At 28.3% G+C, this 13,156-nt stretch carries 13 protein-coding genes; 6 read left to right on the top strand and 7 right to left on the bottom strand.

The window, feature by feature from the left end; all coding sequences use genetic code 11:
- Window positions 1–9: 9 nt before the first annotated feature.
- The 3 genes from serS (at window position 10) to FDK22_RS15695 (ending at window position 3,613) form a co-directional block, all read left to right on the top strand.
- Window positions 10–1,248: a serine--tRNA ligase gene (serS, locus tag FDK22_RS03770; RefSeq protein WP_138151553.1), complete on the top strand. Its 1,239-nt coding sequence runs from the start codon at window positions 10–12 to the stop codon at window positions 1,246–1,248.
- A 12-nt stretch (window positions 1,249–1,260) separates the two neighbouring features.
- Window positions 1,261–3,336, top strand: a complete 2,076-nt coding sequence (locus FDK22_RS03765; RefSeq protein ID WP_138151552.1) for a PAS domain-containing protein — start codon at window positions 1,261–1,263, stop codon at window positions 3,334–3,336.
- 106 nt (window positions 3,337–3,442) lie between these two features.
- On the top strand, window positions 3,443–3,613 hold the full coding sequence (locus tag FDK22_RS15695; RefSeq protein ID WP_171012909.1) for a hypothetical protein: 171 nt from the start codon (window positions 3,443–3,445) through the stop codon (window positions 3,611–3,613).
- Between the two features lie 31 nt (window positions 3,614–3,644).
- Here the strand turns inward: FDK22_RS15695 and FDK22_RS03760 are convergent, their stop codons facing one another.
- Window positions 3,645–4,025, bottom strand: a complete 381-nt coding sequence (locus FDK22_RS03760; protein WP_138151551.1) for a hypothetical protein — start codon at window positions 4,023–4,025, stop codon at window positions 3,645–3,647.
- 146 nt (window positions 4,026–4,171) lie between these two features.
- On the opposite strand from FDK22_RS03760, the gene FDK22_RS03755 reads away from it, so the two are divergent.
- Complete coding sequence (locus FDK22_RS03755) at window positions 4,172–5,137, top strand: glycosyl transferase (protein ID WP_138151550.1); 966 nt, start codon at window positions 4,172–4,174, stop codon at window positions 5,135–5,137.
- Window position 5,138: 1 nt separating this feature from the next.
- Here the strand turns inward: FDK22_RS03755 and FDK22_RS03750 are convergent, their stop codons facing one another.
- Window positions 5,139–5,372 carry a cupin domain-containing protein gene (locus FDK22_RS03750; protein ID WP_171012908.1) on the bottom strand — a complete coding sequence of 78 codons (234 nt, stop codon included), beginning with the start codon at window positions 5,370–5,372 and terminating at the stop codon, window positions 5,139–5,141.
- A 40-nt stretch (window positions 5,373–5,412) separates the two neighbouring features.
- Window positions 5,413–5,721, bottom strand: a complete 309-nt coding sequence (locus tag FDK22_RS03745) for a helix-turn-helix domain-containing protein (protein ID WP_138151548.1) — start codon at window positions 5,719–5,721, stop codon at window positions 5,413–5,415.
- A gap of 146 nt (window positions 5,722–5,867) precedes the next feature.
- Between FDK22_RS03745 and ald the strand changes: the two genes are divergently transcribed.
- On the top strand, window positions 5,868–6,974 hold the full coding sequence (gene ald, locus FDK22_RS03740; protein WP_138151547.1) for an alanine dehydrogenase: 1,107 nt from the start codon (window positions 5,868–5,870) through the stop codon (window positions 6,972–6,974).
- A gap of 82 nt (window positions 6,975–7,056) precedes the next feature.
- Window positions 7,057–7,686: a LysE family translocator gene (locus tag FDK22_RS03735; RefSeq protein ID WP_228711622.1), complete on the top strand. Its 630-nt coding sequence runs from the start codon at window positions 7,057–7,059 to the stop codon at window positions 7,684–7,686.
- 18 nt (window positions 7,687–7,704) lie between these two features.
- On the opposite strand, the gene FDK22_RS03730 is transcribed toward FDK22_RS03735, so the two are convergent.
- From FDK22_RS03730 to FDK22_RS03715, 4 genes are all read right to left on the bottom strand, one after another.
- On the bottom strand, window positions 7,705–9,942 hold the full coding sequence (locus FDK22_RS03730) for a methyl-accepting chemotaxis protein (RefSeq protein WP_138151546.1): 2,238 nt from the start codon (window positions 9,940–9,942) through the stop codon (window positions 7,705–7,707).
- Between the two features lie 71 nt (window positions 9,943–10,013).
- A complete protein-coding gene (locus FDK22_RS03725; RefSeq protein WP_338078782.1) occupies window positions 10,014–10,757 on the bottom strand; it encodes an ATP-binding cassette domain-containing protein in 744 nt (247 codons plus the stop codon).
- Window positions 10,758–10,771: 14 nt separating this feature from the next.
- Window positions 10,772–11,848, bottom strand: a complete 1,077-nt coding sequence (locus FDK22_RS03720; RefSeq protein ID WP_138151544.1) for an amino acid ABC transporter permease — start codon at window positions 11,846–11,848, stop codon at window positions 10,772–10,774.
- 1 nt (window position 11,849) lies between these two features.
- Window positions 11,850–13,034 carry an amino acid ABC transporter permease gene (locus FDK22_RS03715; RefSeq protein ID WP_138151543.1) on the bottom strand — a complete coding sequence of 395 codons (1,185 nt, stop codon included), beginning with the start codon at window positions 13,032–13,034 and terminating at the stop codon, window positions 11,850–11,852.
- Between the last annotated feature and the right edge of the window lie 122 nt (window positions 13,035–13,156).

Raw genomic sequence — 13,156 nt, 5'->3', positions numbered from 1 at the left:
AAGATTGAAATGATTGATGTAAAGCAACTACAAAAAGATTTTGAAAATATGGCAAATGCCTTAAAAAGAAAAGGTGTTGAACAATCTACTCTTGATAAGTTAAAAGACTTAACTGATAATGCAAAGCAAAAAAGACAAGAGATGGAAAATGTTACAGCAGAGCAAAACAAACTTTCAAAAGAGTTTGGAAGATATAAAAAAGAGGGCTTAGATATTGCTCCTTTACAAGATTCTATTAATGAACTTAAATCAAAAAAACAATCAATGGAAGAGGAAGTTAAAACTTTAGAAGATGAATTGTCTTCTATTGCTTTAGGAATTCCAAATCTTCCTGATGAAAATGTTCCTGATGGTGCAGATGAAAATGAAAATGTTGTTTTAGAAATAATTGGAGAGAAACCTGTATTTTCTTTTGAACCAAAAGAGCATTGGGATTTAAACAACGGATGGTTAGATTTTGAAAGAGGTGTTAAATTAGCAAAATCTAGATTCTCTGCAATTAAAGGTCAAGGGGCAAGATTAGAGCGAGCATTAATTAACTATATGCTTGATTTTAACAAAGAGCGAGGATTTGAAGAATGGTATGTTCCTTTTATGGCAAATTCAAACACTCTTCAAGGAACAGGACAATTACCAAAATTTGAAGATGATTTATTTAAAATTGAGGGTGAAGATTTATATTTAATTCCAACTGCTGAGGTTCAATTAACAAATCTTTATAATGATGAGATTATACCAGCTGATGAATTACCTTTATTAATGACTTCTTATACTCCATGTTTTAGAAAAGAAGCAGGAAGTGCAGGGCGTGATACAAGAGGATTAATTAGACAACACCAATTTGATAAAGTTGAGATGGTAGCAATCACTAAACAAGAAGAATCGGAAGAAGTTTTTGAAAAAATGGTTGCTTGTGCAAGTGATTTATTAACTTCACTTGGACTTGCTCATCAAAAAGTTCAATTATGCACAGGAGATTTAGGATTTAGTGCTTCAACTACAATAGACTTAGAGGTTTGGCTTCCAGGTCAAGGAAAATATAGAGAAATCTCTTCTATCTCAAATACAAGAGAATTTCAAGCAAGACGTGCAAAAATCAGATATAAAGATGGTAAAAAGAATATCTTAGCTCATACTTTAAATGGTTCGTCATTAGCTGTTGGAAGAACTTTATTAGCAATTATGGAAAACTATCAACAAGAAGATGGAACTGTTAAAATCCCAGATGTTTTAGTAAAGTATATGTAAGAATACTTTTATATGCAAAAGTTTTTAATAAGTTCTATCTTTTTACTATTTCTTATTTTTTTATCTCATGAGTTTTATTATTTAGATAAAAAAAATGAGTATGAAAAAGATATTCATAATAAAAAAAGTGAAGAGATCATAGCTTTTTTTAATGATGAAGTTGAAAAGAAATTTGGAAAAACTTTTGCATTGACAAACCTTTTAAGTAAAGATAAGAAGTTAATTGAAGCATTAGTCAAAAAAGATAACTCCCTATTAGATTACTCAGAAATTATTGAAGAAACCCAAAATTTTGGGGAATATAAAAATTTATGGATACAAATTATTGATAAAGATGGATATAGTTTTTATAGAAGTTGGACAAATAGAATTGGAGACCATGCTGCAAGTGCTAGAATAGATATTGTTGATATGATAAAGAATCCTAGACCTATGAGGGGTATTAGTACGGGACGATTTGATATGACATTTAAAACAATGATTCCTCTATATGATAACGGTAAATTTGTAGGAATTATTGAGATGATTTCTAAGTTTAATTCAATAGCAAGAGTTCTTAAGAAATATGATATTGAACCATTAATGGTTGTTCATGAAGATTATACAACCAGATTTATAAAACCCTTCACTTCTCTGTTTATAGGTAATAATTATGTTGCAAATCTAAATGCATCTAAAAGTTTAATGAAGAAAGTTAAAATTTATGGTTTGAAAAAATTGATGTATTTAGAAAAACCCATACTTTTTGATAAATATTTAGTAACTACTACTCAAATTAAAGATATTCATGGTGGGGAGATGGGCTTTTTTATCTTCTTTTTTGATGAAAAAAAACTTGATAAATCAAAAATTTATAACTTTAGGTTTGAATATTCATCTCAAGTTATTGTAGCTGTAGTAATCTATGTTCTATTTATATTATTTTTACTTAATAAAAATTATGTGGGAAGATTAAATGAAGAGGTTGAAAAAAAGACTCTAAAAATCGATAAACAGAAAAAAAAGTTAAAAGATTTATTAAATGTCTATGACAATAATGTAATTTTTTCAAAAACAGATTTAAAAGGTTATATAACTTATGTTAGTAAGGCTTTTTGTGAGATATCAGGTTATACAAAAGATGAATTGATTGGAAAACCTCATAATATAATCAGACACCCTGATATGAAAAAAACTGTTTTTAAAGAACTATGGACAACAATTCAAAGTGGAAAAGTTTGGGAAAATGAGGTTAAAAACCTTAAAAAAGATGGGGGATATTATTGGGTTTATTCAAGGGTAGAACCTGTTTATAACCAAGAAAATCGAATCATAGAGTATATTTCAACTAGAACAGATATAACTGCTAAAAAAAAGTATGAAGAACATCAACTAAAAATGTTAAATCAAACTAGAATGACTGCACTTGGTGAAATGTTAAGTAATATTGCCCATCAATGGAGACAACCTTTATCAATTATAACTTCAGTAGCTTCATCGGTCTCATTAAAACAAGAGTTAAAAATGTTAAAAGAAGTTGATTTAGAAAAAGAGATGAAGAGTATTATGGATAGTGCAAATTATCTTTCTAATATAATAGAGTCTTTTAGAAACTTTATACGAAATGATAAAGAGTTTAAAGCAGTTAGTATTAAAAAAAGTGTAGATGATGTACTTCAAATTTTAGATACAACAATAAAAAGTAATCATATAAATATTATAAATAATATAGAAAAAAATGATATTGTTATTGGGATGATTTCAGGTGAATTAGAACAAGTATTAATAAATATAATTAATAATGCTAATGAAATTTTTATTGAAAGAAATATTCAAGATAAAAATATAATATTAAATCTAAAAATTGAAAAAGAAATTATTATTATTACTTTAGAAGATAATGCAGGAGGAATTCCTGATGATATTATCAATAAAATTTTTGATGCTTACTTTACAACAAAACATAAGTCTCAGGGGACTGGTTTAGGACTTTATATGAGTTATAGAATTGTTACTGAAAGCTTAAAAGGTAACCTTTTTGTAAAAAATACTGATAAAGGGGCTAAGTTTTTTATAGAGATTCCAATAAAATATGATAGCTTAAAATAGACTATTTTTATAGATTTCCTTAAAGAATAAAATATATAAAAAATTTACTTTTTAATTAAATTTAAGAAATTAAAATATACTTAGATGAAAATTCAAGGAGGCTATTATGATTATTAAGATTATTGGTGCCTTAGTATTAATAGGTTTTTTCTTTGTATTAAGTAAAGTTGGTATGTCAATGGTTGGGAAAGAAAATCCACTATCAAAAGCATTTCCTATTGGTTCAACTATAATTGTATCATTTATTTTAGGGCTTATGTTTTTAGGTGAGCCTTGAATAGTAAAATAAAGTGATTTTTTAAATCACTTTATTTTACATAAACCTTAGAATCAAATATCCTATTTCTAAGAGTTACTTTGAGAAGTCCATTTTGAACATTTAAATGTTTATATGTTAATTCCTCACCAATTTTTATATTTCTTTTGTCATAAATAGGTTTAGAGTTAATATAAGAACCAATAGAATTACCTATTGAAACTTCTGGTTTTACATTAAAAGCATTTCCATACAAGAATATTTTTGTGTAACATATTCCATTATAATCATTTTTTGTTTTTCTTGTATGTTGGATATTTTCTCCTCTACCTTGAGCATCAAAAATCCCAACTGCATAAATCCCTTTGATATTGGATTTATAAGCAAAAAGAGTTGTAAAAATAATAGTAAACAATATAAATATTTTTTTCATAATAAAATAGTAACATTTTTTTGTGTAGAAATAGTAAATAAAAAGACTCTCTTATTTTTTTGTTGATTTTTTAACAACTATTTCTAAGACTAGAAAGTGAAAATATGCTAATATAGGCACAATTTATTAATTTTAGGAATACATGCATGAACTTTTTCAAATATATTAAAGCAGTGGGTACTGGCCCAAAATCAAATCGTGATTTAACTAAAGAAGAGATTATTGAAGCTATTGATGGAATCTTACAAAATAAATGTGAAAGTGAACAAGCAGCAGCTTTTTTAATGCTTTTGAGGGTTAAACTAGAGAGTGATGAAGAATTAGCTGGTTGTCTAGAAGCTTGTGAAAAATATATTAAGAAAGATGATATCCCTCAATCAGTTGAACTTGGTTATTCTTTTGATGGGAAAACAGACCAACCTTATTTATTCCCTTTATTTAGTTCGGTTTTAAATGATTTTTTTAAACAACATAAAGAGATTGAACCTTTTAAACTTGTAATTAGTGGAGATAAATTACAACCTGCAAAAAGTGGACTTTTTGTAAAAGAGTTAGCTCAAGCAATCGAACTTGATGATAATATAATAGCTTTTTATGATAGAAAAGAGTATTTTGAGGAGCTATCTAATTTAACCCAGTTAAGAAAAAAACTTTATATGAGAACTATTTTTAACACTGTTGAAAAACTTTTAAATCCTGCAAACTCGAAATATGCTATAACTTCTGCTTTTCATAGACCTTATGTAGAAAAATATATAAAATTATTTGGACATAACTATGAAAATCTTCTTATTTTAAAAGGGAGTGAAGGTTCAACTGAAGTTTTTTCAAACTCAAAATATTGGATAAAAGAGGGTGAGGAGATTGTTGAAAAACCTATAAAATTAGCTGATTTTGATATTAACTATACTGAAAAATATGAAAATATTACTTTAGAGGAGAATCTAAAAATATTAGAAAATCCAAGTGCTGAGCTAATGAAATTAGTTAAACTAAATGTTGCAATTATTCTTTTTACTGCAAAAAGAGTTGAATCAATTGAAAAAGCATATGAGATGCTTAATAAAAAAGATTGTTGTATTGTAAGATTTTGGAAATGGCTATTAAAATAGTTTAGAATGAAACAGGAGTAATAGCCGAAATATAAGAAGCTTTTTTATTACTTCTGTTTTCTATTTTATGTGGTATTTCAGGATTAAATCTAATACAATCCCCTTGAGACAAAATAAATTCTTTATCATTTAAAGTTACTACAATTTCACCATTTAAAACATAATTACACTCTTCACCACCTTTTGTATGAGGAATTATATCCTCTGTAACTCTTTGTGGTTCAAGATTAACCAATACAAATTCAATATCACCTTGCAAATCAGGAACTAAAAGTTCACAATTGTAAAGGGGGGTCAGGAAAAGAGATTTTTTTTCTATTTTCACTTCTTACAACATAAAAAGATTCATCATTTATAGCTTTACTTGTAATCTCCTCTTCATTTGCAAATAGTTGTGCTAATGTTGTATTTAAAACCTTTGCAATTTTTCTGAGCGTTTCAACTGAACCTTGTGTAGAACCATTTTCTAATTGTGATAACATACCAACTGAAATTTGTGCATTATTTGCTAAATCTTTTGCACTCATATTAAGATTTACTCTTAACTCTTTTATCTTTGTTCCTACAAAAAATTCATTTTCCATTATTAACCTTTTTATAAATAAACATTGATATTTTAACAAAACTAATATTAAGTTTAATAAAATTAAATTATTTAATATAATTAAACTTTTTTTCAATAAAAAAGGGATAAAATTTAATTTAATTAAAATCTTTTAAAGGAAATTAAATGAAAATTGGTTTAATCAAGGAAATCAAAGTACATGAATATAGAGTTGGATTAACTCCTGATTGTGTAAGTGCATATGTAAATGCAGGACATACAGTATTTGTAGAAAAAGATGCAGGTGTTGGTGCTGGTTTTGAAAATAGTGAATATGAAAAAGTTGGAGCTATTATTGAAGAGAATAAACAAAAAATCTTTGATGATAGTGAAATGATAGTAAAAGTTAAAGAACCATTACCTGAAGAGTATGACTTTTTCCATGAAGGACAAATTTTATATACTTATTTACATATAGCTGCTGATAAACCACAAGCACAAATGCTCTTAGAAAAAAAAGTAAAAGCTGTTGCTTATGAAACAATTACATCTTCAGAGGGTGGACTTCCTTGTTTAACACCAATGAGTGAAATAGCTGGGCGACTTGCAACTCAAGAGGGTGCAAAATATTTAGAAAAACCTTTTGGTGGAAGAGGTGTATTACTTGGTGGTGTTCCAGGAGTAAAAAGAGGAAATGTTGTAATAATCGGTGGAGGTATAGTTGGACTTAATGCTTGTAAAATGGCAGTTGGATTAGGTGCTAATGTTACTGTTTTAGATATTAGTGCATCAAGACTTGCTTTTTATGATGATCTTTTTGGTTCGAAGGTAACTACATTATTTTCAAATAGAACAAATATTGTTAAAGCAATTAGTGAAGCTGATTTAGTTATTGGTGCAGTTCTAATTCCAGGAGCAACAGCTCCAAAACTAATCTCTAAAGATGATTTAAAACTTATGAAGAAAAACTCAGTTATTGTTGATGTTGCAATTGATCAAGGTGGATGTTTTGAAACAAGTAAAGCTACATACCATGATAATCCAACATATGTTGTAAATGATGTAGTTCATTATTGTGTTGCAAATATGCCAGGGGCAGTTTCATTAACTTCTACTTTAGCTTTAACTGCAACAACATTAAGACATGGATTAGCAATAGCTAATAAAGGTTTGGAAAAAGCTTTAGCTGATGATAAACATTTACTAAATGGTTTAAATACTTATGATGGGAAACTAACAAATGAAGCAGTGGCAAAAAGTTTAGATATCCCATATGAGCCTGTAACATTTTAATAATATAAAATTGAAAAAAAAGGGGAATTTTCCTTCCCCTTTTTAACTTTTTTAAATATAATCCAATTTTAAAGGATTATATTTGGACTTAATAAACATAACTTTACTTTTAGTTTTTATTCCCACTTTCTTTTTTGTATCAATCACTCCTGGAATGTGTATGACACTTGCCCTTAGTATGGGTATGAGTATAGGATTAAAAAAAACATTTTATATGATGTATGGAGAACTATTAGGAGTAGGCTTAGTAGCTACTTCTTCTGTTATTGGTGTTGCAACTATAATGTTAAAATATCCAACTATATTTCTTTTTTTGAAATATGGTGGAGGGGCTTATTTAGCCTATCTTGGTATTCAAATGTGGATGTCAAAGGGAAAAATGGCTTTAAAACTTGATAATAGTTGTAGTTTTGAAATCTCAAAAAAATCTCTTGCAATGCAAGGGTTTGTTACAGCTATTGCAAATCCTAAGGGTTGGGCATTTTTTATTGCACTTTTACCACCTTTTATTGATGATTCATTGCCTATGATATCTCAATTGCCAATACTTATTCTTATGATTTTAACTTTAGAATTTTTATGTTTAATAATATATGCATCAGGTGGAAGTACACTAAGGAAAATTTTACAAGATAGTTCAAATGTAAGATTAATAAATAAAATTGCTGGAACTTTAATGATAGGTATTGGAGTTTGGTTAGCAAGTAGTTAAAAGTCAAATGACTTTTAACTATTTTTTACCTATAAAATCACTTTCACTTGCATTTTGAACAACTTTTGATGCAATAGAATTTGTATCTCTTGCTATCTCATTTGTTTTTTCTGCAACTTGTGCATTTTCTTGTGTAAATTTATCTAAGTTATTGATTGTATTACTAATATGTAACATAACTTCTGTTTGCTCTTTTGCAGCATAAGCTACATCGTTTATCATTTGATTTGTTTCATTTATTTTCTCTTCTAACTCTTCAAAACCATTAATCATATTAGAACTAATTGTTTTCCCTTCTTGGGTTTGAATTGTAGCAGATTCTACTAATTGTTTAATCTCACTTGCTGCTTCAGCTGACCTAGCTGCAAGATTTCTAACCTCTTGGGCAACAACTGCAAAACCTTTTCCTGCTTCTCCTGCTGTTGCTGCTTCAACTGCTGCATTTAAAGATAAAATATTTGTTTGAAATGCAATTTGGTCAATAATATTAATAGATTCATTTATGGTTTGTACTTTTTCATTTATCTCATCCATAGAACTAACCGTTTTAGATGCTAACTCTTTACCCTTTGATGATGATTCTTTAGTAGTTGAAGAAAGATTAAACATATTTTGTGCTTTTTGACTTGTATTATTAATATTCTCAGTAACTTCTGTAATAGATGCAGCTACTTCTTCTAAAGATGCAGCTTGGTTTGTTGCATTTGCTGATAGGGTACTAACATTAGTTGAAAGTTCTTTTGAAGTTTTTTCTAAAGTTATACCGTCATTTTGGCTTGCAACTAACATATGAGTTATAATATTGTTCATATTACTTATCTCTTTACCAATAATTCCAGCTTTATCTTTATCAAGTTGTTTTGTAAAGTCTCTTTTTCCATATGAATCTAAAACTGCAACCAAAGTATTTAAGTCATCACCAACAAATTTTTTAAGATTTGATAACATCTCATTGATTAAATCTTTAAGTTCATTTAACATCTCTGTAGAGGTTGTAGCATTTATTTTTTTATCTAAATAACCTTTGTTTACCTCTTCAATAATAGTTTTAACCTCATTGATTAGGACTATATCTTCATTTATAGCTTTTTTGCTAAAGTTAATATTTTCATTTATAACTTTTGCCATAGTACCAATTTCATCATTTGAATTAATCTCTATTAGTTGAGCATCTTTTGACTCTTTATTAACAAATTTAAAAAAGTTTAGAAGTCCACTTTCAAATTTTTCTAGTGGATTTGCAATTAGTTTGTTTACTAATACAAATACTATTGATAAAAAGATTATTGTAAGAATTATTGAACCTATAATAAATAGATTCCCAACTTTTTTTGATATATCTAAAAACTCATCTTCATATGAGCTAAGTACAATTGTCCAACCCCATTTATCATATTTTTTAAAAGCAGCAATCTTTTCCCTTGATTTGTTATTTTCAAGCATATCGTAGTGAATTACACCCTCATTTTTTTCTAAAATCTCTTTTATATAAAAGTTTCCATCTTTATCTTTGAAATTAGATACATTTTTCCCTTCCAATGTTTTGTGGACTATTAATTTACCTTTTTCATCTAAGATATAAATAAAACCAGTTTTTCCAATAACAACCTCTTTTAGTTTTTTCTCTACAGCTATTAACCCATCGGTAAATTTGTATCCAACAAATAATGCACCTACAATCTCACCTTTTTGTTCAATAGGTTTATATGCTGAGATATAACTCTCCCCTTCAAAATTTTCCAAAGAGATATATTTTTCATTTTTTTCAAGGCTTTTGTATATTTTACTATCAGGGGTGATTTTATGTAAAAGGTCTCTTTCTCCATTTTTTCTTATTAAAGATGAAGTAACACTTATAAATGAGTCATTTTCTTTTACATACACAGAAGCTACCGCTTGAGTTTGTTCTGTAAATAAATCTACAGGATGAAAGTTGTTATTTAAACTAGCAAAACCATTATAGATATTTTTAACAGCTACGCCATTAATCTTTGTAGTTAAATCACCTTTAATTTGTAGTTTTCTAAAGGATTTTTCAAAAATATTTATTAATGTAATTGAATTTTTTTCTAATGTATCATTATATAACTCTACTGTTTTATAATAACTTTGTGTCTGAGTTTGAAGATTTTTTTCAAGTTCTAAGATAAGATTTTTATTTACTAGATTAATTAAAATAACTGCAAATATAGTCATTAATATAAGTATAGTAACCCCAAATGCTAATAGAAATTTTTTATTAATTGTATTAAACATGGTGTGCCTTTTTTATGGAAAGTTTAATCTCTAAATAATATTATACTTAAGAAGCTAAAGGCTTCTTAAGTTTAGTGATCTAATATTTGTTCTAAGAACATTTTTAATCTATCAGATTGTGGGTTTTCAAAGAATTCGATTGGTTCATTCTCTTCAACAATTTGCCCAGCATCCATAAATATTACTCTATCTGCAACTTTTTTGGCAAATCCCATTTCGTGAGTTACACAAACCATTGTAATACCATCTTCAGCTAATTCTGTCATAACATCCAAAACTTCCCCAATCATTTCTGGGTCTAGTGCTGCAGTTGGTTCATCAAATAACATAATATCAGGATTTGAACAAAGACATCTAGCAATTGCTACCCTTTGTTGTTGACCACCTGATAATTGATTTGGATATTTATCTGCTTGGTCTGCAATTTTTACTCTTTCTAGATAATGCATTGCAGTTTCAATTGCTTTTTTTCTAGGAACCTTAGATACCCAAGTTGGAGCTAAAACAAGGTTCTCTAAGATAGAAAGATGAGGGAATAGATTAAAGTGTTGAAATACCATACCAACATGTTTTCTAACTTCTCTAATTCTTTTTACATCTTCTGTTAATTGTAAACCTTTTACAAAAATCTCACCCTCTTGGAAAGGTTCAAGTCTATTGATACATCTAATAGTTGTAGACTTACCAGAACCAGATGGTCCACAAATAACAACTCTTTCACCTTTTTTTACTTTTAAATTAACATCTTTTAGTACGTGAAAATCTCCATACCATTTGTTAACATCATTCATTTCAATCATATATTCTGTACTCATTATCTATCCTATTCTTATCTATGGTTTGTATTAAATTTATCTTCAATTGATTTTGCATATTTAGACATGCTAAAACAAATCACCCAATATACAAAGGTTATAAATACATAACCCTCTGTTTCAAATCCTAACCAATTTGCATCAGTTGTAGTTAATGTAACCATTGCAAGAAGGTCAAATAATCCAATAATTAATACTAGTGTTGTATCTTTAAACAATGAAATAAAAGCACCAACTATATTTGGAATTGAGATTTTAAGTGCTTGTGGTAAAATAATTAATCCCATTGATTGCCAATATGATAGTGCCATTGAATCAGCTGCTTCATATTGTCCTTTTGGAATTGCTTGTAAACCACCCCTTACAACTTCAGCGATATATGCTGCTTGGAAAAGCGTAATACCAATAAGTGCTCTAAGCAATTTATCAAAATCCATCCCCTCTGGGAAAAATAAAGGTAAAATTACCGAAGACATAAATAATAAAGTAATTAAAGGTACCCCTCTAATAAACTCAATATACATAATAGATATTGTTCTAATAATTGGCATTTTAGATTGTCTACCTAGTGCAAACAAAATACCAATAGGGAAAGACGCAACAATACCAACAGAAGCAACTACAATAGTAAGTAAAAGTCCACCCCATTTAGTTGTAGGAATTACTTCTAATCCTAATCCCCCATAGATTAAGAAAAATGAAACAATAGGGAAAAGTGCAATAACTGCAAATTTTAACATTGTTGGCATTTTTTTAAATGTAAAAATAGATACAAAAAATAAGACTAAGATTAAATTTGGTCTCCAGTATTGATCTTCTGGATAAAAACCATATATAAATTGATTGAATTTTTCATAAATAAAAATCCATCTTGCACCATCACCTGTAATCTGCTCTTTCGTTCCACTCCATGTGGCATCAAAAATTAACCAATTTAATAGTGGTGGTAAAACTAAATAAAGAACATAAAGAGATATAATTGTTAAAATTGAACTTGTTATATCTGAAAATAAATTCTCTTTTAACCAATGGACTAATCCTTTTGTCCCAGCAGGAGCAGGTCTAGCTTCTTTTTTCCCATAAATAGCCATATTATCTCTCCTTTATCTTCATTTTTTCATTAAAGTAGTTCATCACCATAGAAATGATAATACTTAATGTTAAATATACTGCCATTGTCATCAATATAATCTCAATTGCTTGTCCAACTTGGTTTAGTGATGTTCCAGCAAAAATAGTTACTAACTCTGGATAACCAATTGCTGTTGCAAGTGACGAGTTTTTTGTTAAGTTTAGATATTGATTAATAACTGGCGGAATAATAACTCTAAGAGCTTGAGGTAAAACAACTTTTTTTAAGATTACACTATCCTTTAACCCTAAAGATGCTGCAGCTTCTTTTTGTCCTTTTGGTACAGCTTCAATACCAGCACGAACAGCTTCAGCAATATATGTTGCAGTATAAATACTTAAGGCAAATGCTAAAGCAAGAAGTTCTGGAATCATAGTCCATCCACCTCTAAAGTTAAATCCTTTAAGTGCTGGATAATCTAAAGTTGCAGGCATACCACTAACAAAAAATACAATTGTTGGTGCAAGTATTAAAATTGCAATTGAGGTTGTAATAAGTGGAAACTCTTCACCCGTTTCATCGTGTCTTTTCTTTGACCAACGTGAAAGATAAAAAACTCCAACTATTGCTAAAACAAATGCAATAACTACAGAAATAAATCCACTCTCTAAAACAGGACTTGGAATATATAATCCTCTATTGTTGAAGAAAATTGTATCAAAATAAGAAAATGATTGTCGTGGACTAGGTAGTGAGGCTAATACAACATTATACCAAAACAGTATTTGCAATAAAATAGGAATATTTCTAAAAGTTTCAACATAAACCATAGATAATTTTGAAATCATCCAGTTTTTTGAAAGTCTTCCAATACCAACTAGTAATCCAATTAATGTAGCAAAAAATATACTAATTGCAGATACTAAAACTGTATTTAAAAGTCCAACAAGGAAAACTCTTCCATGTGAGTTGGATTCATCATATTCTATTAATGATTGAATAATACCAAATCCAGCTTCGCTTCCTAAGAAATCAAATCCTGTATTAATCCCACGTTTTTCAATGTTTATAAACATATTATTTAAAACAAAATATGTAAATATAAAGATACCAGCTAGTGCTAAAATCTGATAAATTATGGCCCTTTTTTCAGGGTTATTATAAAAAGCTACATTAGCTTGTGGCTTTTTTTTATGTTTTGTCATTTTTCAACCTTAAAACAATCCTTAAAAAGGATCATGTTTTTTAATTGTTTGGAAGTTTTACTTCCCACAAAAAAAGGGGAAGTAATTCTCCCCCTTTTGAATTAAATTTAATCAAATTTAAA

This window comes from Arcobacter arenosus, from assembly GCF_005771535.1.
In the GTDB taxonomy this organism is placed as follows: Bacteria; Campylobacterota; Campylobacteria; order Campylobacterales; family Arcobacteraceae; genus Halarcobacter; species Halarcobacter arenosus.
Note: the sequence above shows the minus strand (reverse complement) of the source record. Positions and strands in the feature narration are given on the sequence as shown.